The following is a 22729-nucleotide window of genomic DNA, read 5'->3' as shown; positions in this document are numbered from 1 at the left end:
CAATCAGCTCCGCTTCAGTTTCGGATCGAGGGCGTCGCGCAGACCGTCGCCCATGAGGTTGATCGCCAGCACCGTGACGAGGATCGCAAGCCCGGGGAAGGTCACGACCCACCATGCGCGCAGGATGAACTCGCGCGCTTCGGCCAGCATGGTGCCCCACTCGGGTGTGGGCGGCTGTGCGCCCATGCCGAGGAAACCCAAGGCGGCGGCATCGAGGATCGCGGTCGAAAACGACAGCGCGGCCTGCACGATGATCGGCGCAAGGCAGTTCGGCAGCACGGTCACGACCATCAGCCGGAGCGTGCTGGCGCCGACGACGCGGGCCGAGGTGACATAGTCCTTCTGCCGCTCTGAGATCACGCTGGCGCGGGTCAGGCGCACGTAATGCGGCTGAAGCACGATGGCGATGGCGATCATCGCGTTGGTGAGGGACGGCCCGAGGATCGCCACCAGCACCAACGCCAGCAAGAGCGACGGGAAGGCGAGGATGATGTCCATGATCCGCATGATGATCGTATCGACCCATTTGGGCGCGAAGCCCGAAATGAGACCGATGATGATCCCGCCCGAGGCGGCGATGGTCACCACCACGATACCCACGAAGAAGGAATAGCGCGCGCCGACGATCAGCCGCGAGAGCATGTCCCGGCCCAGAGGATCGGTCCCGAGGATGTGGTTCCACGTCCCCCCCTCTTGCCACGCGGGCGGTTGCAGGGTGGCCGAGCGGAACTGCTCGGTCGCGTCATGCGGCGCGATCCACGGGCCGAAGAGCGCGAGGATGGCGAAGATGGCGAAGATCCACAGGCCAATCACGGCCCCGCGGTTTTCACGGAAATAGAACCAGAATTCGCGCAAGCGGCCGGGGCGGTCGTGCATCATTTCGGCTTCGGCAGAGAGTGCGTCGTCCATTAGCGTTTCCTGATTTTCGGGTTGATGATGCCGTAGAGCATGTCGACGGTGAGGTTCACGACCATGACCATGACGGCGATGAGCAGAAGGCCACCCTGAACCACCGGGTAGTCACGGCGGAAGATGCTGTCGACCATCCACTTGCCGATGCCCGGCCAGCTAAAGATCGTCTCGGTCAGGATGGCGCCCGCCAGCAGCGTGCCGACCGAGAGGCCGATCACGGTGATGACGGGGATAAGGGCGTTGCGCAGGGCGTGGATGCCGTTGATCCGGCCCGTCGACATGCCCTTGGCGCGGGCGGTGCGGATGTAATCCTCGCCCAGCACCTCAAGCATCGCCGAACGGGTCTGCCGCGCGATCACCGCCAGCGGGATGGTCCCCAGCACGATGGTCGGCAGCAGCAGGTGCCGCAGCGCCGAGAGGAAGGCGCCGTCCTGCCCCGATACGATGCTGTCGATCAGCATGAAGCCGGTGGCGTTGGGGAAATAGTAAAGAAGGTCGATCCGGCCCGAGACCGGGGTCCAGCCCAAATTGCCGGAAAAGACGATGATCAGCAGCAAGGCCCACCAGAAGATCGGCATCGAATAGCCCACCAGCGCGGTCGACATCAGCGCCCGGTCAAAGAACTTGCCCCGGTTCACCGCCGCGATCACCCCTGCGGGCAGGCCCAAGGCCACGGCGAAGATCATCGCGCAGAGCGACAGCTCCAGCGTGGCGGGGAAAAGCGAGAAGAACTCATCCCAGACGGGGCGTTTGGTCACGAAAGACGTGCCCAAATCCCCCTGTATCACGCCGGTGAAGTAATCCCAGAACTGCACATAGATCGGACGGTCAAAGCCGAACTGCTGTTGCAGTTCGAGGTAGCGTTCTTCGGAAATGCCGCGCTCACCGGCCATGACGACGATCGGGTCGCCGGGCAGCAAGCGGATGAAGGCGAATGATATCAGCGTGACGCCGATAAAGGTGGGGATGAAGGTCGCAAGGCGCGACAAGACATATTTCAGCACGGGAGCACCATCAGTTCCTTCGGAAAGTTGGTCAGGGATTTGTAGCCATCTTCGGTAATCAGCACGTCATCTTCGATGCGCACCCCAAAGTTGCCGATCTCATAGAGACCGGGTTCGTTGGTGTACACCGTTCCGGCGGGTAAAGTCATGTGGTTGCCGCGCATGATATAGGGCGCTTCATGCACATCGCGGCCCAGACCGTGGCCGGTCTTGGTGCGGATGCGGTCGGCAAAAGGAGAGGCTTCGAGCACGCCGGTCACCACATCGTCGATCTCATGCGCGGTGACGCCTGCGCGGGTGGCCTCCAGCCCGGCAAGGTTGGCGCGCAGCACAGTGTCGTACACGGCGCGCCCCTCGTCGCTGACATGGGTAAGGAAAACGGTGCGGGTGATGTCGGCGGCAAAGCCGTCCTTGCGCGCACCGAAGTCGATCAGCAGCGCATCGCCTGCTTTGACGCGGTAATCCTCACGCGCCTTGGCATGCGGGCGGGCCGAGCCGTCACCGGCGGCGACGATGGGGGCGAAGGACAGATCGTCGGCCCCTTCGGCAAAGACCATCTGCACCAGCTTTTGCTCGATCTCTTTCTCGGTCTGGCCGAGCTTCACGCTATCCAGCGTGGCGCGCAGGGCGCGTTCGGAAATGTCGATGGCTTTTTGCAGCGCCGCGACCTCGGCCTCGGTCTTGATCATGCGGGGGGCGGAGATCTCGCGCTCGGCGTCGATGATCCGCAGATCGGGCTGCGCTTTCTTCAGCGCGTGATGCACGAAGACGCGCATCACTTGGCCTTCAACGGCAAGCGAGGTGATGTTCAAATGTTGCATCAGCGCGGCGAAGGCATCGTCATAGCCCGTCTGGTCGCGCCAATCGAAAACGGCCCCGTCGAAACCGACCAATTCCCAACTGCCCAATTCAAGGTTCGGCACCAAGGCGGCGGCGGGGCCGCGGGCGGGGATTACCAGAACGAAGGGGCGTTCGTGGCTCATAAAGGCATGGTCAACGGCGCGGGTGAAATTCGGGCCGGGCACCAGCGCCACGGCATCGACCGATAGGTCGGCGGCGATATCGGCATAGGCCGACAGGCGATCATTCAGCGAAGGGGACATGGGCTGGCTTTCGGGCTGGCGAGGTTAATAAAATGGGGACGGCACAGGATGCCGCCCCCTTTGGTCAAAGCGGCAGGGTTACTGCTTCAGGCCAACTTGGTTGAAGATGTGGCCACCCAGCGGGTGCACGACATAGTTTTCAACTTCGGGGCGCATGGTCATATAGACGACCGAATGCGCGATGGTGGCCCAAGGCGCTTGATCCTTGAAGATTTCCTGCGCTTCTTCGTAAAGCGGCGCACGCTCTTCTTGGGTCGGCAGAACCTTGGCTTTCTGGATCAGCGCGTCGAATTCCTCGTTGCACCACTGGGCGCGGTTGGATTTCTCGACACCGTCACAGCCCAGCAGAACCGCGAGGAAGTTGTCTGGGTCACCGTTGTCGCCGGTCCAACCCAGCAGCACAGCACCGTCACGGTCCTTGGACTTGGAGCGCTCCAGATACTCACCCCATTCGTAGGAGACGATTTCGACATCGACGCCAACCTTGGAGAAGTCTTCCTGCATCAGCTCGGCCATACGGCGGGCATTGGGGTTGTAGGGACGCTGAACCGGCATCGCCCAGATCTTCATCGACAGATCGCTGACGCCCTCTTCCTCGAGCATCGCCTTGGCGGCCTCGGGGTCATAGTTGTCGTCTTCGATGGCGTCGTTGTAGGACCACATGGTCGGCGGCAGCGGGTTCTTGGCGATTTCGCCGGACCCTTGGAACACCACGTCGATGATCGCCTGCTTGTCGATCGCCATGTTCAGGGCCTTGCGGACCTTGGCGTTGTCGAAGGGCGCGACCTGCGTGTTATAGGCCAGATAGCCCACGTTCAGACCTTCTTGCTCCATCACGACGATGTCTTCAGCGTCTTTCATCGCCTGAACATCGGCAGGGTTCGGATATGCCATCACGTGGCACTCACCCGCCTGCACCTTCTGGTAGCGCACGGAGGCGTCAGGCGTGATCGCGAAGATCAGGCTTTCGACTTTGGCCGCATCGCCCCAGTAGTCGTCGTTACGCAGGTAACGGATGACAGCGTCTTTCTGGTAGGCTTGGAACTTGAACGGGCCAGTGCCGATGGGCGCTTGGTTCACCATTTCAGGCGTGCCGGCTTCCATCATCGCGTCGGCATATTCCTTGGACACGATCGAAGCAAAGTCCATCGCCATGTTCGCGATGAAGGGCGCTTCGGGACGGGTCAGGTTGAACGCCACGGTGTAATCGTCGACCTTCTCGATGCTTTCGATCAGGTCGGGCATGGACATGCCGCCGTAGTATTCCCATGTGCCGCCGGAGACGGTGTGATAGGGGTTCTCTTCGTTGCCCTGACGGTCAAAGCTGAAGATTACGTCGTCGGCGTTGAAATCGCGTGTCGGTGTGAACTGGTCGTTGGAGTGGAATTTCACACCTTTGCGCAGCTTGAATGTCACGGTCATGCCGTCTTCGCTGACTTCCCAGCTTTCAGCCAGCGCGGGCACGACTTCGGTCGTGCCGACTTTGAACTCGGCCAGACGGTTGTAGATCGGGTGGCTGGAGGCGTCGAATGTGGTGCCGGCTGTGTACAGCGCAGGGTCAAAACCCTCGGGCGAGCCTTCGGAGCAATAGACCAGCGATTGGGCCGATACCGCCGAGGCCCCAAGGGCCGCCAGCATGGCACCGGTGGCCAATTTCGTTGTAAAAGACATAATATTCTCTCTCCTGGTTGGTTTGTTTCTTGGCAGCGGGGTATCCGCCGCAGGTGATACGCCCTTACGGGCGAGACGACGCGAATGCGGTGGCGACTGCCCCTTCATTCGGACGTATTCTATTGGCGCCAGCGGCCTGTTCATATTGCATCCGCCCCACCCAAAGCACGCGGGCGGGTTTGTCGGTCTTGTTGGACCACGAATGCGGGCTGCTGCCGAGGTAATGCAGGCTGTCGCCGGGCCGCATAATATGCTCCCCCCCATCGACGACCTGCGCGATCTCTCCCTCAAGGATATAGATCACCTCTTCCCCCTCATGGACGACCTCTTCCGAGGCATAGCCCGGCGGCACGTTCATGATGTAGGAGGACAGCTCATGGCCCGGGAAATCCGCACCGATCTTTTCATATTCGATGGATGAGCCCGAAACGGCAAAGCGCGGACGCTCGGCGGCACGGGTCAGGCTGTCTTGGGTCTTGGGCGTATGGATGAAAAAACTGACATCGACCTGAAGCGCCACGGCGATTTGCGACAGGGTGCCCAGCGAAGGCGTGGCCCGGCCCCGTTCGACTTGGCTGAGATAGCCCACGGACACGCCGGAGGCTTCGCCCAACTGCTGTAGAGTCAGGGACAAACGATGACGCTGCTTGCGCATGCGTGCGCCAAGCGTCGATACACTGTCGCCATTGGCAGTCAGCAAATTCACCCTCCCCGTGAACAGCGGCCCGATCTCATGCCGGGTATAGCCTTTTCATGTCTCGCTGTGTGAAATTAAAAAGGTTGAGGGTCAACAATAATTTTTTTACTGCACCGCGGCGCAGGGCGCGAGGCTGCGACCAACGGGGGTGGATGTCATTCTACTCAAAGGATTTTAGTTGCGCCCGGTCGATCCGCGCCAGTTCAGACGCCGTCGGGTCAAGCGGGGCAAAGGAAACGCTCAAGCCGCTGGTATGCCATTCGCAAAGCCCGAATCCAGTGCCCTCCACGATACGCAGGTCGCGGGTTTCGGTCAGGTCGATGGTGGAATGCAGCCCGTTGGAGATCACCACCGGAATGCCGTGCCAATGGCTCACCCGGTTCACATGCACATGGCCCGAGAGGATGCCCGCCACGCGCTGTCCCTTCAACATCTCGGCCAAACGCGCGCTGCTCGCCGCGTCCAGACTGCCCCATGCGAGGGCCGCGGGATCAATGCGCGGCGGGTGGTGGATCACCAAGAGTTTCGCCAGATCGCCATGACGCTCAAGCGCGGCTTCCAAAAACTCGAACTGCGCGTCGTCCAGCGCCCCGGCCACCTTGCCCGGCACGCTGCTGTCCAAGGTGATGACATGCAGATCGCCCTGCGGCGCGTCGTGGAAATAGGGCGCATCGGCCAGCCCCGGCGCAAAGACCGCGTTGAATCCATCGCGTTTGTCATGGTTGCCGAGGGCCATGACCAGCGGCGCTTTCAGCGGCTCCATGATCTCGCGCACAAGGGCATAGCTTTGTTGGTCGCCGTGATTGGTCAGATCGCCACTGGCCACCACGAAATCGGGCTGAGGTTCCATCGCGTTGATCACCTCCACCACGCGGCGCAGGGTGGCGGGCGTGTCGCTGTGCAGATGCGGATCGTTCAGATCGGGATGCGAGATATGCAGGTCGGTCAGGTGGACGAAACGGGTCATGGGCGTACTCCTGCGGCTGTCAGCAGGGTTTTCGTATAAGGGTGCTCGGGGCTGCGCAACACATCTGCCGCCGCACCGCTTTCCAAGGTCTTGCCATGCTGTAGCACCAGCACCCGGTCGCAGATCGATCCGACCACCGCAAGGTCATGGCTGATAAAGACCATGCCGAGGCCCAGATCATCCTGCAGGTCCATCAGAAGGTTGAGAATTTGCGCCTGAACCGAGACATCAAGGGCCGAGACCGCCTCATCCGCGACCAAGAGCGCGGGGCGGGTGACGATGGCCCGCGCAATGGCGATGCGCTGGCGCTGCCCGCCCGAGAACTCATGCGGATATTTGCCCGCGTCCGCGGCATGCAACCCGACCTGCTCCAAGGCTTCGGCGACGCGGTGGGGGATATCCTCGGTCTCTCCATTGGCGCGCAGCGGCTCGGCGATGGACCATCCGACGCGGCGGCGCGGGTTGAGCGAGCCGAAAGGGTCTTGGAACACCATCTGAAAATCGCGCCGCAGGCTGCGCAGTTCTTGCCCCCCGAGCCCATGCAGATCGCGCCCCCGAAACAGCACCGCGCCCGCGTCCGGTCGCTCAAACGCCATGATCAGCCGCGCCAGAGTGGATTTGCCCGAGCCACTTTCCCCGACCACGCCCAAGGTCTCGCCTGCGTGCAACGAGAAGGAGGCGTTTTCCAAAGCCGTCAGCACCGGTGGGGCCCGCAGCAGGCTTTGGCGCGGCAGTTTGTAGCGGCGGGTCAGGTTGCGGACCTCTAAAAGCGGCGCGTCAGTCATGGCGCCCCTCCGTCAGCAGGTGACAGGCGGCGGCACGGCCCGCGTTAATCTGCACAAAGTCTGGGCGCTGCGCGGCGCAATGAGGCAGTTCCACCGGGCAGCGCCCCGCAAAGCGGCAGCCCTGCGGCAGCCCCTGCAGCGGCGGGATCGCGCCCGGAATAGTCGGCAGCCTGCGCCGTTTTCCTTGGGCATCCCGCCCCGCCACGCCCGGATCGGGCCGCGCGCCCAAGAGCCCCTTGGTATAAGGATGCGCAGGTGTGCCCAGCACCTCTGCCGTGCGGCCCTGCTCGACCATATCGCCCGCATACATCACCACGATGTCTTCGGTCGCCCGCGCCACGGCGGCGAGGTCATGGCTGATGAAAACCAGCGCCATCTGCCGCTCCCGCGCGAGCCGTTGCAGCAGGTCGGTGATCCGCAGCGCCACATTGGCGTCGAGCGCGGTTGTCGGCTCATCCGCGATCAGCAGCATGGGGTTGCAGGCCAGCGCCAGCGCGATCAGCACCCGCTGGCGCTGGCCGCCCGACATCTCATGCGGGAACTGCCGCAGGCGACGGTCGGGATCGGGAATGCCCACCTCTTGGAACAGGCTCAGGGCGCGGGCACGGGCGGCGCTGCGTGTCAGCCCGTCATGCAGCACCATCGGCTCCATCACCGTGTCGCCCACCCGACGCAGCGGATTGAGCGCCGCCATCGGTTCTTGAAACACCATCGCCACGCGGCGGCTGCGCAGCCTCTGCCAATCGCGCTCAGATGCGTCGGCCATGTCCTGCCCGTCGATGCGTAGCTGCCCGGTCAACCGCGCGCTTTCGGGGGCCATGCCCATCAGACAGAGCGCCAGCAGCGTCTTGCCCGAACCGCTTTCGCCGACAACTCCCAAACGGTCGCCGCGCTCGATCACCAGATTGGCGTCGCGCAGGGCGGCGGCAGTGCCGAAATGGATCGAAAGATTGCTAAGCTCAATCATCGCGCACGCACCAGTCGGGGATCGGTGATGTCGCGCAGCCCGTCGCCCAAAAGGCCAAAGCCCAGCACGGCCACGACGATGCACAGCCCCGGATAGATCGCCAGTTGCGGGGCGAGATACATCAGCGTCTGCGCCTCCGACAGCATCCGCCCCCAGCTTGAGGCGGGCGGCTGCGCGCCGAGGCCGAGATAGCTCAGCGCCGCCTCGGCGAGGATCGCCACCGCGAATTCTATGGTCGCCTGCACGATCACCGCCGCGGCGATGTTGGGCAGGATATGATCGCGGCTGATCGCGAAGCGCCCGCGCCCGGCGGCCCGCGCGGCGGCGACATAATCGCGCGTCCATATCTGGTTCGCCGAGGCGCGGGTGACGCGGGCGAAAATGGGAATGTTGATGAAGGAGATCGCCAGCACCGCATTGGTCAGCGACGGCCCGAAGACCGCCGCCAGCATGATCGCGAACAACAGCGCCGGAAAGGCAAAGCCCAAGTCCGCGAGCCGCATCACTGCATCCTCGACCCAGCCGCCGAGCGCGGAGGCCAGAAGCCCCAGCCCCACGCCGATGCTGCCGCCCAAGAGCACCGCCACCAGCGCCACGGTCATCGAGTTGCGCGCCGCCGCCATCAATTGCGCCACCACGTCGCGGCCCAGTTGATCGGTGCCCAACCAATGCTCCGCAGACGGCGGGGCGAACTTGGTGCCGATCGACATCGCCTGCGGGTCATGCGGGGTCCAGACGAGCGAGAGCGCCGCCACCCCGACCACGAGGCTGACCAGCAGTGCCCCCAGCAGGAAATTCGCCGGAAGCCGCTTCATGCCCGCGCCTTCAGCCGGGGGTCGATGACGACGTAGAGCAGATCGACCACGAAATTCGCCGTCACCACGATAGCGGCGAACAGCATCACCAGCGCTTGCACCGTGGGCAGGTCGCGGTTGGCGATGGACTGAAAGATCAGCCGCCCCAGCCCCGGCAGGTAGAAGACGTTCTCGATCACGATTGTGCCGGTCACTAGGGCGGCGAACTGCATGCCGACGATGGTCACGATGGGCACCAGCGCATTGGGCAGCACATGACGCCAGAGCACCCGCCGCCGCGAGAGGCCGCTGGCGCGCGCGGTGCGCACGAAATCCTGCCGCATCACTTCCAGCGCCGAAGACCGCGTGACCCGCGCCAGCACCGCCGATTGCACCAGCGCCAGCGCCACCGTGGGCAGGATGAGCGAGCGCAGCGCCGCCCCCGGATCGTCCCAGCCCGCAAAGCCCCCCGGCGGCAGCCAGCGCAGCTTCACGGCAAAAAGCATCACGAGCAGGATCGACAGCCAGAAGGCCGGCACCGCGATGCCGAGCTGACTGAGAAACATCACCCCCCAGTCGCCCGCGCGCCCATGCTGCGCCGCCGCCGTGATGCCAAGGCCCAGCGCCAGCACCAGCGTTACAAGCATCCCCGCCACGGCGAGAGAGATCGTCATCGGCAGTCGTTCGGCAATGAGCTCCGAGACCGGTACGCGGAAGGAATGGCTGATGCCAAAATCCCCCTGCACCGCGTTCCAGACCCAAGCAAGGTACCGCGTCACCAGCGGCTCGTTCAGCCCCAGTTGATCGCGCAGTGCCGCCAGCGCATCCTCGCTGGCGTCCATGCCAAGGATGGTCAGCGCCGGATCGCCCGGCAGCACGTTCATCACGGCAAAGACCACGAGCGAGACGGCGAGCAGGGTCAGCACGAAACCGAGCGTGCGGCGGAAGAGGAAATAGGCCACGAAGTCAGGTCCAAAAGCCGCGCCACCGGAGGCGCCGCGGCCGTTTCAGGTCAGTCGGCGATGCGCACGTTCTTCAGCGGCATGTAGAGCACGGGCGAGGAGGACCAGTAGCCTTCGACCTCTTGGCGGAAGACGCCCAAGAGAGGCAGCTGGAACAGGAAGCCATGCACCGACTGGTCGGACAGCATCTGCTGGCCCTGCTTGAGCAGTTCATTGCGCGCCTCGGCGTCGACCTCAGTTTGGATCTTCTCCCAAAGCGCGGTCATCTCGGCATTGTCGTAGCCGTAGAAATAATCCGGGCCGCGGGCGAAATTGCCCATGTCGTTGGGGCTGGTGTGGGCGATGATGGTCATGTCGTAGTTCTTCTTCTTGTAGACCTCATCGATCCAGAAGCCCCATTCGACATTCTCCACCTTGGCGTCGATCCCGGCCTCCGACAGCTGGTTCTGGATGATCTCGGCCGAGCGTGTGGCGTAAGGGAACGGCGGCACGCGCAGGGTCATGGTGGCCCCCGCAAGCCCCGCCGCCTCGAACATTTCTTCGGCCTTTGCGCTGTCATGCGGATAGGCGTCCGTCAGGTCGACATAGGCGGTGCCATGCGGCGGGTAGAAGCTGCCGATCGGCACGGCTTGGCCGTACATCGCGCCCTCGATGATCTCGTCCCGGTCGATGGCGGTGGCCACGGCGCGGCGCACCTCGACATTGTCGAATGGCGGCTTGGCGTTGTTCATGGCAAGGATCACCTCGCCCTCAGTCGAGCCGACGTTGACGCGGAAGCGCGGGTCGGCCTCGAACTGCGGCAGCAGTTCCGGCGCGGGGAAGCCGGGGAAAGCGTCGAGCTCTTCGGCCATCATCGCCGCGGTGGCGGCAGCGGGGTCTGAGATGAAGCGGAAGACCACCTTGTCGAGCGCCACGTCATCCGCGTCGCGGTGATCGGGGTTCTTGACCAGCGTCAGCCGGTCGCCGCGGGTCCAACTGTCGAACTTGAAGGGGCCGGAGCCCACCGGATTGGCGTTGTTGGTCTCCACGCTCTCGGCGGCCACGATGGCGCTGTCGCCCTGCCCCATGTTGAACAGGAAGAAGGCATCCTTGTTCGTGAGCGTGATCTCGACCGTTTGGGGATCCACGGCCTTGACGCTTTCGATCGGCTCGAAAATGTCCTTCGACGGGTTCACGCTGTCTTCACCCATGGCGCGGTCGAAGGAATAGACGACATCGTCGGCGTCGAGCGTGCTGCCGTCGTGGAAGGTCACGCCTTCGGCCAGTGTGAAGGTATAGGTCAGCCCGTCTTCCGACACCTCCCAAGACGTCGCGAGATTGGGTTGCACTTCCCCGTTCTCGGCCACGATGGTCAGCGATTCGAAGACGTTCTGCGTCATCATGCTGTCGATGGAGGCGGTGGCATCCGCCGTGGGATCGAGCGACGTGGGCTCCTGCTGCATGCCGATGACAAGCTCGGCAGCGGCGGAAGCCGAGGCCATCAGGCCAAAGGCCAACGTCAGCGCGGGAAGGGTTCTGGAAAGGGTCAGTTCGGACATGGGGCAGCACTCCTGTGGGTCGGGGCGCGTTCGGCATCACCGATTGCGCCCTTTGTGACAGACTGCGCCGGGCGGGGGCGTTCGGTCAACGGCTTTGCCGCACCGGGCGAAAATTTCATGCAATTGCAACAATATGGCGGATTCATCTGATTGCCCGCAGGGGCAGAGGCGGGCCGTGCTTCGGCCCTTTTGCCCCGCCGCTGGCGGTGCTAGCCTCCGCGCAGAGAGGGCAGAGTATGAACAATTCAACGACAGGTTTTGATTGCATCGTCATCGGTGCGGGCATTGCGGGCGCTTCAATCGCCGCTGAACTGTCCAGCGACCGCCGGGTGCTGCTGCTGGAGCGCGAAAGCCAGCCGGGCTATCACACCACGGGCCGCTCTGCCGCGCTGTTTACGGTGACCTATGGGCCTGAAGTGATCCGCGCCCTTTCCCGTGCTTCCGCCGCGTTCTTTCACGACCCTGCCAGCCCGCATCTGGCGCATCCGCTGCTGGAACCCCGCGGCGCGGTCTTCGTCGCGCGGCAGGACCAGCAGACATCGCTCGCCCGCACTGCTGAGGAGTTGGGCCCCCATGTCACCCCGCTGAGCGGGGCCGAGGTCGAGACGCACGTGCCGCTGCTGCGCAAAGGCTATGCCACCGGCGGGCTGCAGGACGCTTCGGCGGCGGATATCGACGTGAACGGGCTGCATCAGCATTACCTCAAGACCTTCCGCGCGGCGGGCGGCATTTTGCAAACCAAGGCCGAGGTGCAGGCGCTTCGCAAAGAGGGTGACTGGCAGGTCGACACAAACCAAGGCACCTTCCACGCGCCGGTGATCGTCAATGCCGCAGGGGCTTGGGCGGATGAGATCGCCACGCTGGCCGGGTTGAAACCTGCGGGCCTCACCCCGAAACGCCGCACGGCGCTGACGGTGGCCCCGCCCGAGGGCATGGTGCCGGACCGTTGGCCGATGGTCGTGGATATTGACGAGCAGTTCTACCTCAAGGCCGATGCGGGCAAGCTGCTGATCTCTCCGGCTGACGCCACGCTCTCGCCCCCCTGCGACGCGCAGCCCGAGGAACTGGATATCGCGATCTGCATCGACCGGATCGAAACCGCCTTCGACCTCGAACGTCCGCGCATCGAAAGCCGCTGGGCCGGGCTGCGCAGCTTCCTGCCCGATGGCGATCCGGTGGCGGGCTATGATCCTGAGGGTGAGGGGTTCTTCTGGCTTGCTGGCCAAGGCGGCTATGGCATCCAGACCGCCCCGGCGCTCGCCCGCGCCGCGGCGGCATTGGTGCGGGGCGCGGAAATCCCCGGCGACATCGCCGCCGAGGGTGTCACTGCAGAGGCACTGGCGCGCGGCCGTGCGGGGCTGGCTTAACCGCCCATCCCCGCCTCGGCCTCGATCTGGCGGCGCGATTTGCGCGCCCGCTCGGTTGCCGATTTCAACTGACCACAGGCGGCCATGATGTCTTCGCCGCGCGGGGTGCGGATCGGCGAGGCATAGCCGGCCTGATAGATGATGTTGGCAAAAGCCCGGATGCGGTTGTTCGACGACCGCTCATAGGGCGAACCGGGCCATTCGTTGAAGGGAATGAGGTTGATCTTGGCCGGAATGCCCTCGATCAGCTTGACCAAACGATGCGCGTCTTCGTCGCTGTCGTTCACGCCCTTCAGCATCACATATTCAAAGGTGATCCGCTCGGAGTTGCTGACCTTGGGATAGGCCTTCAGCGCCTCCAACAGCGCCTCGATGTTCCAGCGCTTGTTGATCGGCACCAGCTTGTTGCGCACCTCGTCGGTGGTGGCGTGGAAGGACACGGCCAGTTGGCAGCCGATCTCAGCGGCGGTGCGGTGAATCTCGGGCACGACGCCGGAAGTCGACAGTGTGATGCGGCGGCGCGAGAGCTGGATGCCTTCGGGGTCCATCGCGATCTTCATCGCGTCGCGCACGTTCTCGAAGTTATAAAGCGGCTCGCCCATGCCCATGAGCACAATATTGCTCAGAAGCCGGGTTTCGTCCTTCGGCGCGCCAACCTCGGGCCATTCGCCCAAATCGTCACGCGCCACCATGACCTGACCGATGATCTCACCCGCCGTGAGGTTGCGGACCAGCTTCTGCGTGCCGGTGTGGCAGAAGGAGCAGGTGAGCGTGCAACCCACTTGGCTGGAGACACAAAGCGTGCCGCGCCCCTCTTCGGGGATATAAACCACCTCGACCTCATGACCGCCCGCGATCCGCACGAGGTATTTGCGGGTGCCATCCTCGCTGACAGCGCGGGTCACCACTTCGGGCACTTCGATCACGAATTTCTCTGCCAATTGAGCGCGGTAGCCCTTGGCGAGGTTGGTCATCGCGTCGAAATCCCGCACGCCCCACTGGTAGATCCACTGCCAAATCTGCCCCACACGCATCTTCGCTTGTTTCTCGGGCGTGCCATGGGCGATCAGCGCGTCGCGCATGGCGTCGCGGGTCAGGCCGACAAGGTTGATCGGCCCATCGGGCAGCTTACGGGGAAGGGTCATCACGTCTTGGGTGATGGGCGCGGAAGCGGACATTTCAAAGACTCACTGGCTAGGGATGGGTCTCTATATAAGAAAAGGCGCGATTTGCAAAAGGGTTTGGCCGCCGAGGTCTGGGACCGCGCTCAATAGGTCTTCTTACTTGTCCGCAATTCCCCGGTCGCCAGAACCGGCGCGGCATCCAGACTGTCCACGTTCAACATCGCCGCCACACGCTCCAACGACGACACCAACTGCGCCTGCTCCCAATCGGCAAGATCCGCAAAGGCGCGGACGTAGCGCTGTTGCAGCGCATCGGGGGCTTCCTCCAACACATCCTCGCCTTGGGTGGTCAGGGTGATGTTGGTCTGGCGACGGTCCTGCGCCGAGGGCTGGCGCGAGACCAAGCTGCGCGCCACCAGCTTGTCGACCAAGGCGGTCACGGTGGCTTGGCTCACCCCCATCTGGTTGGCGAGGGTCTTGGCCGTCGGGTCTTTCTTCTCTCCCACGATCTGCAAAACGCGCAGCTGCGCAGGGGTCACCCCCGCGGCCTGCGCCAGATCGCGCGCATAGAGTTCGGTGGCCCGCAAAATGCGGCGCAAAGCGATCAGACTTTCGTCGACCCGGTCGGGATGTTTCTGCGTCATGGTGCATCATTGCACATTGGCGGCATTCTCAGCAATCGCTCAAAACCCGCCTGATCGCTTAGTATAGCTAAGCGAAGCCGCCTAATTTCGTTCGGAAAACGAAACAAATATGCACAGTCCTATGGCGCACAAAGCACGCTATAAGCGCATTTTGAAGTAATTTGCTTTGATTGTTGAAGTATTACCGTGCATGACTTATTTAGCCTATCGAAACAATCAGGGAGCCACGAACGGATGCAGAATAAACTCGACATGAAAAAAGCCCGCACACCCAAGCTGCGCAAGCCCAATGCCGAGGACGGAGCCGCCATCTGGCGGTTGATTCGCGACTGTAAGCCGCTCGACGAAAATTCACTCTATGCGAACCTGATCCAAGCCGACCACTTCCGCGACACCTGCGTGGTGGCCGAGTTGGACGGTGATATCGTGGGCTGGATCTCCGGCCATATGATCCCTGCCCAAGATGCTTTCTTTGTCTGGCAGGTCGCCGTCAGCCCCAAGGCCCGCGGCCTTGGTTTGGGCAAAACCATGCTGATGGAACTGGTGAACCGCGATGAGACCGAGGATGCCAAGACCCTCAAAACCACGATCACCCGCGACAACGACGCCTCTTGGGGGCTGTTCCGCAGCTTTGCGAACCACATCGGCGGCGATCTGTCCGATGCGCCCCACTTTACCAAAGACGCCCATTTCGAGGGCGCGCATGACACCGAACATATGGTGACGATCACGCTGCCCGAGGCCGCCGCGCTGAAACGCGCCGCGTAAACCGCAGCTGACAATTCACACGATAGACTCTCTAGAAGAGAAAGGAATTCTTATGCCTAAGGACATGACACAGAACACGACCATCTTTACCCGCCGCGAGAGCGAAGCCCGCTCCTACTGCCGCGGTATGAACGCCGTCTTCACCCGCGCCAGCGGCTCGGAAATGTTCGATGGCGAAGGCAACCGCTACATCGACTTTCTCGCCGGCTGCTCTTCGTTGAACTACGGGCACAACGACCCGGACATGAAACAGGCGCTAGTGGAGCATATCACCGCGGATGGCATCGCTCACGGCCTCGATTTTCATAGCGAGACTAAGGCGGCCTTCCTCGAAGCCTATGAGGAGAAAATCCTCAAGCCGCGCGGCATGGACTATAAGGTCATGATGACCGGCCCGACCGGCACCAATGCCGTCGAAGCCGCGATCAAGCTGGCGCGCAAGGTGACGGGCCGCACCAACGTGATCTCCTTCACCAACGGTTTTCACGGCATGACCATGGGCGCGCTGGCGCTGACTGGCAACAAAGGCAAACGCGGCGGCGCGGGCGGCGGCTCGCTGGCCGATGTTACCCACATGCCCTTCGAAGGCGCATTGGGCGAGAACGTGGACACGCTTGAGATGATCGACGCGATGCTGTCGAACCCGTCGTCGGGCATCGACGCGCCCGCGGCCTTTATCTTTGAGCCGATCCAAGGCGAAGGCGGGTTGAACGCGGCCTCCGACGCATGGATGCAAGGCATCGAAAAAATCGCCCGCAAGCATGGCGCGCTGCTGATCGTCGACGACATTCAGGCGGGGTGTGGCCGTTCGGGGAGCTTCTTTTCGTTTGAGGCATCCGGCATCAAGCCTGACATGATCACCCAAGCGAAATCGCTTTCCGGCTTTGGCCTGCCCTTCGCGGCCCTGCTGATCGCGCCGGAGCATGACATCTGGAAGCCCGCCGAGCACAACGGCACCTTCCGCGGCAACACCCATGCCTTCGTCACCGCCCGCGTCGCGATCGAAAAGTTCTGGTCCGATGACACCTTCGAAAAGGCGCTGGCCGAGAAAGCCGTGCTGCTGACCACCGCGCTTAAGGATGTGGCCGATCTGGTCGACGGCGCCACGCTCAAAGGCCGCGGCCTGATGCAGGGCGTCGACGTCGGCTCGGGCGAGCTGGCCGGTGCGATCTGCGCGCGTGCCTATGAATTGGGCCTCGTGATCGAAACATCGGGCGCGAACGACGAGATCGTAAAATATCTTGCCCCGCTCACCACGCCGGAGAAGGTTATGCGCGAAGGCTTTGATATCCTTCTTCAAGCGACCCGCGATGTGACGGGCAACATGAAACTGGCAGCGGAGTAATACCGATGATTGTACGCGATTTTAACAAACTTCAGGGCACAGACCGTCACGTGGCGGATGCGAAATGGACCTCTACGCGGATGCTTCTGGCCGATGACGGGATGGGGTTTTCCTTCCACATCACCGTTCTTGAGGCCGGGTCGGAACACACGTTCCACTACAAGCATCACTTCGAGAGCGTCTATTGCATGAAGGGCAAAGGCTCGATCACCGATCTCGCCACTGGCGAGACCCATGAGATCACCCCCGGCGTGATGTATGCGCTGAACCTGAACGACAAACACATCCTGCGCGCTGAGGAAGAGCTTCACATGGCGTGCTGCTTCAACCCGCCGGTCACCGGCAAGGAAGTGCACCGCGAAGACGGCTCCTATGCGCCTGCTGAGGAGGTCGCTTAAGTTTTATGACTCAACCGTCCCACACTGTCGAAAAAATCGGCGGGACGTCCATGTCCCGCGTGAACCAACTCAAAGATACGCTCTTTGTCGGTGACCGTAAGGGCGCGGACATCTATGGGCGCGTCTTCGTGGTTTCCGCCTTTGGCGGGATCACGAACCTGTTGCTGGAGCACAAGAAATCCGGCGAGCCGGGCGTTTACGCCCATTTGGCCAATGCCAGCAACGATCACGGCTGGCACGAGGCGCTGACCCGCGTCTCGGCCGAGATGCAGCGCGTGCACCGCGAGGTGCTGGAGCATCCCGGTGACATCGAACAGGCCGACGCCTTTGTGTCCGAGCGCACCCATGGTGCCCGCAACTGCCTGATCGACCTGCAACGCCTTTGCGCCTATGGCCACTTCCGCCTGTCGGAACACATGTTGCAAATTCGCGAGTTGCTGTCCGGTCTGGGCGAGGCGCATTCCGCATTCGTCACCACAATCCTGCTGCAGCGCGCTGGCGTGAACGCCCGTTTCGTCGACCTCTCGGGGTGGCGTGACGAGGGCAACGTGACCCTCGATGAGCGCATCGCGCAGGCGATGGAGGGCATCGACCCTCATACGGAAATGCCCATCGTCACAGGCTATGCGCAATGCGCCGAAGGTCTGATGCGCGAATTCGACCGCGGCTATTCCGAAGTGACCTTCTCCAAGCTCGCCGCCCTCACCGGCGCGCGCGAGGCGATCATTCACAAGGAATTCCACCTGTCGTCCTGCGACCCGAAACTGGTGGGTGAGCATGCTGTCAAGAAGATCGGTCGCACGAACTACGACGTGGCGGACCAACTCTCGAACATGGGGATGGAGGCGATCCACCCCAAGGCGGCCAAGACCCTGCGCCAAGCCGACGTGCCGCTGCGCGTGACCAATGCTTTCGAGCCCGAAGACCCCGGCACGCTGATCGACGACCGTCAGGCCGAAGCGCCCGCGGTGGAGATCGTGACCGGTTTCGACATCGTTACGCTTGAACTGTTCGAGCAGGACATGGTCGGCGTGAAAGGCTATGACACCGCGATCCTCGACGTGCTGACACGCCACAACGTGCGGATTGTCTCGAAAGTCTCGAACGCCAATACGATCACGCATTATCTGGACGCTTCGCTGAAAACGATGCGCCGGGTGGAGAAGGATCTGGCCGAGATTTACCCCACCGCCGAGATCACCACTCGCACGCTGTCCATGGCCTCGGTCATCGGGCGCGATCTGAACGGCCTGTCGGTGCTGCAACGGGGCCTCGTGGCCATCGCCGAGGCTGGCGAGACGGCCATCGGCGCGAGCCAAGGGCCGCGCAATGTGGATGTGCAGTTCATCGTCGAGCGGGAGAGCCTGCAACCGGTGATCAAGGCGCTGCATGGTGCGTTTATCGAGGAAGAGGTGGCGGCGCCGTTGTCGCGCGCGGCCTGACGCCGGAATCTACGACGTATCCTTAGCCGCGGCTCCCGAAAGGAAGCCGCGGCTTTTCGTGCGAGGGCCATCGCCTGCCCGCGTGTCGGAGAACCAACATATCTTCGATACCGCTTTATGCCTCAACCATGATGTGCGCACGCGAAGTCGCGCACAGCCTCACCAAATCGCCTACCCGGGGGGCGGGCAGGCGATGGCCCGGCGCCTACGGCTGTCCCGGGCCCGGGTGGCACGTTCGCCCCAAACAAAAACGGCCCCGCAATCGCGAGGCCGTCCCAAACTCTCAAATCTCAGAGGCTCACCCCCCGCAGCGCTTCTCCGCATCTTCAACCGCAGCGGTGAAGCCCAGAAGCGAGAATGTGTCCTTGGTCTGCGTCCCGCGCGAAGACTTGCCGACCAGCGTCGCATCCGCACCGCGTTTCATCGCGGCGATAATCTTGGCGTCATCCGCCGTTGTCGCGGGCCACGCCCATTCGCCTTCGGTGAACAGCTCATAGGTATTGCCCGAAATGCTCATCGTCACGGTCGAGCCCGAGGCGAAAGGATAGCCGCCGGTGAAAGCAACCTGACCCTTGGCCTCTGCCGAAGGGCGGTAGAATACCATCAGCAATGTCTGGCCCCGGTTCACCGCCACCACACGCCCGTCGCGCGTGTTGACCACTTCCTTCGGCGTCGAGACGCCCCAGCATTCCGTCGGGTTATCTTCTACAAAGACGCTCCAGTCGGTCTTGGCAGCCACCCGGTTGGTGCTCTGCTCCTGCGCCACTGCGCCGCTCGCCACAAGGGCGAGCGCCCCAAGTGCAAGACCACATGTCTTCATCATTCCCATCTGTCCAGCCTCCAGCCGTCCTTGACCTCAACACGTCCACAGACCCCAACCGGGCAACCTTGGGCGGGTTGCTCTCTTGCGGGTGTCTGTTATCTGTTCGACACCAACCACAATAACGGCAAACGCGCGACCGACGAAACCCTGATTGGCAGGTTTTCGCCCAGAAACAGGATGAACCTCATGACCAAAGCAGCCCCCTTTGCGGAAATCTGGCGCGGACCCTTTCTGGAAAGCGTGCATTCCGGTCACGCCGTGATCTGCGATGCCAGCGGCCAGATCGTTGAGGCTTGGGGCGACCCGGAAAAGGTCATTCTGCCGCGCTCGTCTTCCAAGATGATCCAAGCGCTGCCGCTGATCAATTCCGGCGCGGCGGACAAGGCGGGGCTGAGCACCGAGCAACTGGCGCTGGCCTGCGCCTCGCACCAAGGGGCCGCCATCCACACCGACCGGGTGGGCGTCTGGCTCGACACGCTGGGTCTGGACGACGACGCCTTTCGCTGCGGCCCGCAGGAGCCCGCCGACCGCGACGCGATGGAGGGGCTGATCCGCGCCCATGAGAAACCCTGCCAGATCCACAACAACTGCTCGGGCAAACACGCAGGCTTCCTGACGCTGAACCAACATCTGGGCGGCGGCGCAGATTACGAAAAGCCGGAGCACGCAGTGCAAAAAGCCTGCCTTGAAGCTTTCGAGACGGTCACTCAAGAAACCTCCCCCGGCTATGGGATCGACGGCTGCTCGGCCCCGAATTACGCCTGCACCCTGCATGGCATGGCCCGCGCCATGGCCCATTTCGCCGCCGCCCCCGAAGGCTCTGCCGAGGCGCGCCTGCACGAAGCCATGCGCCTGCACCCCGAACTCGTCGCGGGCGAAGGCCGTGCCTGCACAGAACTGATGCGGGCGATGGACGGCAAGGTCGCGTTGAAAACCGGGGCCGAAGGGTTCTTCATTGCCATCTGGCCCGAGCGTAAGCTGGGCATTGCATTGAAAGCCGCTTGCGGCACCACCCGTGCCGCCGAATGTGCGATCACCGCGCTGATGGTCAAACTGGGGGCGCTGGACGCCAACCACCCCGCCGCGCTCAAGCGGATGAACGCGCCGATCAAGAACTGGCGCGGGCTTGAAACCGGTATGCTGAAACCGGCGGCGGGGCTGCTTTAAGCCACTCGCGCTGCCGCTTGGATGAAACGAAGCGGCAGTGCCACGCGGGCAGGCTCAGCCTGCAAATTCGCTACGCGCGTAGCCCTGCACGAACAGCAGCGCGGTCAGATCGCCGAAATTGATGCGGATGTCGCATTCCGCCGCGACAGAAGGCTTTGCATGTAGCGCCACGCCCATGCCCGCGCGCCCCAACATGCCCAGATCATTGGCACCATCACCTACGGCAATGACCTGATCCTCGGTGATCCCCAGCTTTGCTGTGATCTCTTCCAGCGCGGTGACCTTGGCCTCACGCCCGAGGATCGGCAGCCCCACATCGCCCGTCAGCGCGGCCTGTTCAACCAGCAGCGTATTGGCGCGATTCTCATCAAAGCCCAGCATCTCGGCCACTTTGGCAGTAAAGGCGGTGAACCCGCCCGAGACCAGCGCGGCATAGCCGCCGTTGGCCTTCATTGTGCCCACCAGCGCCCCGCCGCCGGGCATCAGGGTGATCCGCTCGGCCAAGACCTTGTCGATCACGCTGGCCTCCAACCCTTTCAACAGGCCGACCCGTTCGCGCAGGGCGCCGTCGAAATCCAACTCACCGTTCATGGCGCGGGCGGTGATCTCTTTCACACGCTCCCCGACGCCTGCTTCATCGGCCAATTCGTCGATACATTCTTGCTGGATCATCGTGCTGTCCATATCGGCCAGCAGCATCTTCTTGCGACGACCCTCTGTCGGCACGATCACCAGATCGACCCCCATAGACTGGCAGCTTTCCCAGACATCACAACGGTTTTCCGGCATCTGGGTCAACGAAAACTCCACCGCCTCATCCGGGGCCAGCCAAAGCGCGTCCCCCCCGCCCCAAGCATTGCGCAGGCTTTCCACCAGCGCGGGGTCGAGGCTGGGGTTGGTGGGGGAGGTCAACAAGATTGCCGTGAACATAAGTTTCCGATCCGCATCATTCGCGCCGCGCAAAGCGACATGACCGGCGTCCTAGCGTCATTTTGCGACTTGCGCCAGCCCGGCCTCCCCGCGTATCCCGGCAAGTGGGACACCCTTCCCCAACGAAGGGCGATTATCTGAGAGGGTAGCATCAATGGCTATTGAACAACCGGCACCGCGCCCGGAAGCGAAACCTGTTGCCGTACCGGCAAACCCGCGTTTCTCCTCCGGCCCCTGCGCCAAAATCCCCACATTTGATCTGACCAAGCTCGCGGACGCTCCGCTGGGCCGCAGCCACCGTGCCGCCCCCGGCAAGGCCAAGCTCGCCGAGGCGATCGAGACCACACGCGAAGTGCTCGGCGTGCCCGCCGACTACCGCATCGGCATCGTGCCCGCCTCCGACACCGGCGCTTTCGAGATGGCCATGTGGTCGCTCTTGGGCGAACGCCCGGCCGAGATGGTCGCTTGGGAAAGCTTTGGCGCGGGCTGGGTCACCGACGTGGTCAAGCAGCTGAAGATCGAGGCGCAGGTCCACACCGCCGAATATGGCGAGATCGTCGACATGGCCGCGCTGAACTATGACAACGACGTCTGCTTTACTTGGAACGGCACGACCTCTGGCGTGCGCGTACCCACGGGCGACGTGATCCCGGCAGACCGCGCGGGGCTCACGCTCTGCGACGCGACCTCCGCCGCCTTCGCGCAGGACCTGCCGTGGGACAAGCTCGACGTGACGACCTTCTCTTGGCAGAAAGTGCTGGGCGGCGAAGCGGCGCATGGCATGCTGATCCTCAGCCCGCGTGCTGTCGAGCGGCTGGAGAATTACACCCCCGCATGGCCGCTGCCCAAGATCTTCCGCCTGACCAAGGGCGGCAAGCTGAACGAGGGCATTTTCCGCGGCGAGACGATCAACACGCCATCGATGCTCTGCGTCGAGGATTACCTGCTGGCGCTGGACTGGGCCAAATCCGTGGGCGGCCTGAAAGGCCTAATCGCGCGGGCCGATGCCAACACCAAGGCCGTGGCCGATTTCGTCGAGGCGCATGACTGGATCGACTTCCTCGCCATCGATCCCGCGACACGCTCCAACACCTCGGTCTGCCTGAAGTTCACCGACGACCGCATCGAAGACGGCGCCGCCTTTGCCAAGGCCGTGGCCAAGCGGCTGGCGGATGAGGGCGCAGCACTCGACATCGGCGCCTACCGCGATGCCCCTCCGGGCCTGCGCATCTGGTGCGGCGGCACGGTCGAGACGGCGGACATCGAGGCGATGCTGCCTTGGCTCGCATGGGCTTTTGAAGCCGAAATCAACGCGTGATGC

22 protein-coding genes are annotated in these 22729 nt (G+C 63.1%); 7 read left to right on the top strand and 15 right to left on the bottom strand.

From position 1 onward, the window contains the following. Positions 1–3 precede the first annotated feature (3 nt). The 11 genes from ACGYLX_RS07320 to ACGYLX_RS07270 form a co-directional block, all read right to left on the bottom strand. Entirely contained in the window at positions 4–909 is a 906-nt protein-coding gene (locus ACGYLX_RS07320; RefSeq protein WP_168612858.1) for an ABC transporter permease subunit, read from the bottom strand. Next, the gene (locus tag ACGYLX_RS07315; RefSeq protein ID WP_168612859.1) at positions 909–1916 is read right to left on the bottom strand and encodes an ABC transporter permease subunit; all 1008 of its coding nucleotides are present in this window, start codon (positions 1914–1916) and stop codon (positions 909–911) included. The genes ACGYLX_RS07320 and ACGYLX_RS07315 overlap by 1 nt, the downstream gene beginning before the upstream one ends. Then, positions 1910–3019: a Xaa-Pro peptidase family protein gene (locus tag ACGYLX_RS07310; protein WP_168612860.1), complete on the bottom strand. Its 1110-nt coding sequence runs from the start codon at positions 3017–3019 to the stop codon at positions 1910–1912. Before ACGYLX_RS07310 ends, ACGYLX_RS07315 begins: the two co-directional genes overlap by 7 nt. 78 nt (positions 3020–3097) lie before the next feature. Then, entirely contained in the window at positions 3098–4690 is a 1593-nt protein-coding gene (locus ACGYLX_RS07305) for an ABC transporter substrate-binding protein (protein WP_067262570.1), read from the bottom strand. 64 nt (positions 4691–4754) lie between these two features. Then, on the bottom strand, positions 4755–5345 hold the full coding sequence (locus tag ACGYLX_RS07300; RefSeq protein ID WP_394402040.1) for a helix-turn-helix domain-containing protein: 591 nt from the start codon (positions 5343–5345) through the stop codon (positions 4755–4757). 202 nt (positions 5346–5547) lie between these two features. Then, a complete protein-coding gene (locus ACGYLX_RS07295) occupies positions 5548–6354 on the bottom strand; it encodes a metallophosphoesterase (protein ID WP_168613057.1) in 807 nt (268 codons plus the stop codon). Beyond that, a complete protein-coding gene (locus ACGYLX_RS07290; protein WP_168613056.1) occupies positions 6351–7139 on the bottom strand; it encodes an ATP-binding cassette domain-containing protein in 789 nt (262 codons plus the stop codon). Before ACGYLX_RS07290 ends, ACGYLX_RS07295 begins: the two co-directional genes overlap by 4 nt. Further along, positions 7132–8106: an ABC transporter ATP-binding protein gene (locus ACGYLX_RS07285; RefSeq protein ID WP_168613055.1), complete on the bottom strand. Its 975-nt coding sequence runs from the start codon at positions 8104–8106 to the stop codon at positions 7132–7134. Before ACGYLX_RS07285 ends, ACGYLX_RS07290 begins: the two co-directional genes overlap by 8 nt. After that, positions 8103–8921 carry an ABC transporter permease gene (locus tag ACGYLX_RS07280; RefSeq protein ID WP_168613054.1) on the bottom strand — a complete coding sequence of 273 codons (819 nt, stop codon included), beginning with the start codon at positions 8919–8921 and terminating at the stop codon, positions 8103–8105. The genes ACGYLX_RS07285 and ACGYLX_RS07280 overlap by 4 nt, the downstream gene beginning before the upstream one ends. Continuing rightward, positions 8918–9862 (bottom strand): ABC transporter permease, encoded by a 945-nt coding sequence (locus ACGYLX_RS07275; RefSeq protein WP_168613053.1) that lies wholly within the window; start codon positions 9860–9862, stop codon positions 8918–8920. Before ACGYLX_RS07275 ends, ACGYLX_RS07280 begins: the two co-directional genes overlap by 4 nt. A 50-nt stretch (positions 9863–9912) precedes the next feature. Then, positions 9913–11400, bottom strand: coding sequence for an ABC transporter substrate-binding protein (locus tag ACGYLX_RS07270; RefSeq protein WP_168613052.1), 1488 nt, complete (start codon positions 11398–11400; stop codon positions 9913–9915). Between the two features lie 236 nt (positions 11401–11636). On the opposite strand from ACGYLX_RS07270, the gene ACGYLX_RS07265 reads away from it, so the two are divergent. After that, positions 11637–12767: an NAD(P)/FAD-dependent oxidoreductase gene (locus ACGYLX_RS07265; RefSeq protein ID WP_394448280.1), complete on the top strand. Its 1131-nt coding sequence runs from the start codon at positions 11637–11639 to the stop codon at positions 12765–12767. On the opposite strand, the gene rlmN is transcribed toward ACGYLX_RS07265, so the two are convergent. After that, positions 12764–13945: a 23S rRNA (adenine(2503)-C(2))-methyltransferase RlmN gene (gene rlmN / locus ACGYLX_RS07260; RefSeq protein WP_394448278.1), complete on the bottom strand. Its 1182-nt coding sequence runs from the start codon at positions 13943–13945 to the stop codon at positions 12764–12766. The two genes, ACGYLX_RS07265 and rlmN, sit on opposite strands and share 4 nt — an antisense overlap. Before the next feature lie 89 nt (positions 13946–14034). Then, positions 14035–14535 carry a MarR family winged helix-turn-helix transcriptional regulator gene (locus ACGYLX_RS07255; protein WP_271688566.1) on the bottom strand — a complete coding sequence of 167 codons (501 nt, stop codon included), beginning with the start codon at positions 14533–14535 and terminating at the stop codon, positions 14035–14037. 234 nt (positions 14536–14769) lie between these two features. Between ACGYLX_RS07255 and ectA the strand changes: the two genes are divergently transcribed. Genes ectA through ACGYLX_RS07235 form a run of 4 tightly spaced genes read left to right on the top strand, consistent with a single transcriptional unit; the run spans position 14770 to position 18488 of the window. Then, on the top strand, positions 14770–15303 hold the full coding sequence (gene ectA, locus ACGYLX_RS07250; protein WP_067261582.1) for a diaminobutyrate acetyltransferase: 534 nt from the start codon (positions 14770–14772) through the stop codon (positions 15301–15303). 52 nt (positions 15304–15355) lie between these two features. Next, the gene (gene ectB, locus ACGYLX_RS07245) at positions 15356–16648 is read left to right on the top strand and encodes a diaminobutyrate--2-oxoglutarate transaminase (RefSeq protein ID WP_394448276.1); all 1293 of its coding nucleotides are present in this window, start codon (positions 15356–15358) and stop codon (positions 16646–16648) included. A gap of 5 nt (positions 16649–16653) precedes the next feature. Then, on the top strand, positions 16654–17046 hold the full coding sequence (locus ACGYLX_RS07240; protein WP_394448274.1) for an ectoine synthase: 393 nt from the start codon (positions 16654–16656) through the stop codon (positions 17044–17046). 5 nt (positions 17047–17051) lie between these two features. Next, the gene (locus ACGYLX_RS07235) at positions 17052–18488 is read left to right on the top strand and encodes an aspartate kinase (protein WP_394448272.1); all 1437 of its coding nucleotides are present in this window, start codon (positions 17052–17054) and stop codon (positions 18486–18488) included. A 298-nt stretch (positions 18489–18786) separates the two neighbouring features. Here ACGYLX_RS07235 and ACGYLX_RS07230 read toward each other — a convergent pair whose 3' ends face one another. Further along, positions 18787–19311, bottom strand: a complete 525-nt coding sequence (locus tag ACGYLX_RS07230; protein WP_082851954.1) for an invasion associated locus B family protein — start codon at positions 19309–19311, stop codon at positions 18787–18789. 186 nt (positions 19312–19497) lie between these two features. Here ACGYLX_RS07230 and ACGYLX_RS07225 point away from each other — a divergent pair, with 186 nt between their 5' ends. Then, entirely contained in the window at positions 19498–20478 is a 981-nt protein-coding gene (locus ACGYLX_RS07225) for an asparaginase (RefSeq protein WP_209216824.1), read from the top strand. Between the two features lie 54 nt (positions 20479–20532). On the opposite strand, the gene serB is transcribed toward ACGYLX_RS07225, so the two are convergent. After that, positions 20533–21408: a phosphoserine phosphatase SerB gene (gene serB, locus ACGYLX_RS07220; RefSeq protein ID WP_394448270.1), complete on the bottom strand. Its 876-nt coding sequence runs from the start codon at positions 21406–21408 to the stop codon at positions 20533–20535. 154 nt (positions 21409–21562) lie between these two features. Between serB and ACGYLX_RS07215 the strand changes: the two genes are divergently transcribed. Then, complete coding sequence (locus ACGYLX_RS07215; RefSeq protein WP_394448268.1) at positions 21563–22726, top strand: phosphoserine transaminase; 1164 nt, start codon at positions 21563–21565, stop codon at positions 22724–22726. Positions 22727–22729: the final 3 nt, after the last annotated feature.

The organism is Sulfitobacter sp. 1A13496, assembly GCF_043557225.1.
Taxonomy (GTDB): domain Bacteria; phylum Pseudomonadota; class Alphaproteobacteria; order Rhodobacterales; family Rhodobacteraceae; genus Sulfitobacter; species Sulfitobacter faviae.
The sequence above is the reverse complement of the archived record's forward strand: the minus strand, read 5'-3'. Positions and strand labels throughout refer to the sequence as shown.

What these genes read in the sequence shown, in the direction of transcription:
- ACGYLX_RS07320 (WP_168612858.1), bottom strand. Translation starts at nt 909, where the DNA reads ATGGACGACGCACTCTCTGCCGAAGCCGAAATGATGCACGACCGCCCC.
- ACGYLX_RS07310 (WP_168612860.1), bottom strand. Translation starts at nt 3,019, where the DNA reads ATGTCCCCTTCGCTGAATGATCGCCTGTCGGCCTATGCCGATATCGCC.
- ACGYLX_RS07305 (WP_067262570.1), bottom strand. Translation starts at nt 4,690, where the DNA reads ATGTCTTTTACAACGAAATTGGCCACCGGTGCCATGCTGGCGGCCCTT.
- ACGYLX_RS07300 (WP_394402040.1), bottom strand. Translation starts at nt 5,345, where the DNA reads ATGCGCAAGCAGCGTCATCGTTTGTCCCTGACTCTACAGCAGTTGGGC.
- ACGYLX_RS07295 (WP_168613057.1), bottom strand. Translation starts at nt 6,354, where the DNA reads ATGACCCGTTTCGTCCACCTGACCGACCTGCATATCTCGCATCCCGAT.
- ACGYLX_RS07290 (WP_168613056.1), bottom strand. Translation starts at nt 7,139, where the DNA reads ATGACTGACGCGCCGCTTTTAGAGGTCCGCAACCTGACCCGCCGCTAC.
- ACGYLX_RS07285 (WP_168613055.1), bottom strand. Translation starts at nt 8,106, where the DNA reads ATGATTGAGCTTAGCAATCTTTCGATCCATTTCGGCACTGCCGCCGCC.
- ACGYLX_RS07280 (WP_168613054.1), bottom strand. Translation starts at nt 8,921, where the DNA reads ATGAAGCGGCTTCCGGCGAATTTCCTGCTGGGGGCACTGCTGGTCAGC.
- ACGYLX_RS07270 (WP_168613052.1), bottom strand. Translation starts at nt 11,400, where the DNA reads ATGTCCGAACTGACCCTTTCCAGAACCCTTCCCGCGCTGACGTTGGCC.
- ACGYLX_RS07265 (WP_394448280.1), top strand. Translation starts at nt 11,637, where the DNA reads ATGAACAATTCAACGACAGGTTTTGATTGCATCGTCATCGGTGCGGGC.
- rlmN (WP_394448278.1), bottom strand. Translation starts at nt 13,945, where the DNA reads ATGTCCGCTTCCGCGCCCATCACCCAAGACGTGATGACCCTTCCCCGT.
- ACGYLX_RS07255 (WP_271688566.1), bottom strand. Translation starts at nt 14,535, where the DNA reads ATGACGCAGAAACATCCCGACCGGGTCGACGAAAGTCTGATCGCTTTG.
- ectA (WP_067261582.1), top strand. Translation starts at nt 14,770, where the DNA reads ATGCAGAATAAACTCGACATGAAAAAAGCCCGCACACCCAAGCTGCGC.
- ectB (WP_394448276.1), top strand. Translation starts at nt 15,356, where the DNA reads ATGCCTAAGGACATGACACAGAACACGACCATCTTTACCCGCCGCGAG.
- ACGYLX_RS07240 (WP_394448274.1), top strand. Translation starts at nt 16,654, where the DNA reads ATGATTGTACGCGATTTTAACAAACTTCAGGGCACAGACCGTCACGTG.
- ACGYLX_RS07235 (WP_394448272.1), top strand. Translation starts at nt 17,052, where the DNA reads ATGACTCAACCGTCCCACACTGTCGAAAAAATCGGCGGGACGTCCATG.
- ACGYLX_RS07230 (WP_082851954.1), bottom strand. Translation starts at nt 19,311, where the DNA reads ATGATGAAGACATGTGGTCTTGCACTTGGGGCGCTCGCCCTTGTGGCG.
- ACGYLX_RS07225 (WP_209216824.1), top strand. Translation starts at nt 19,498, where the DNA reads ATGACCAAAGCAGCCCCCTTTGCGGAAATCTGGCGCGGACCCTTTCTG.
- serB (WP_394448270.1), bottom strand. Translation starts at nt 21,408, where the DNA reads ATGTTCACGGCAATCTTGTTGACCTCCCCCACCAACCCCAGCCTCGAC.
- ACGYLX_RS07215 (WP_394448268.1), top strand. Translation starts at nt 21,563, where the DNA reads ATGGCTATTGAACAACCGGCACCGCGCCCGGAAGCGAAACCTGTTGCC.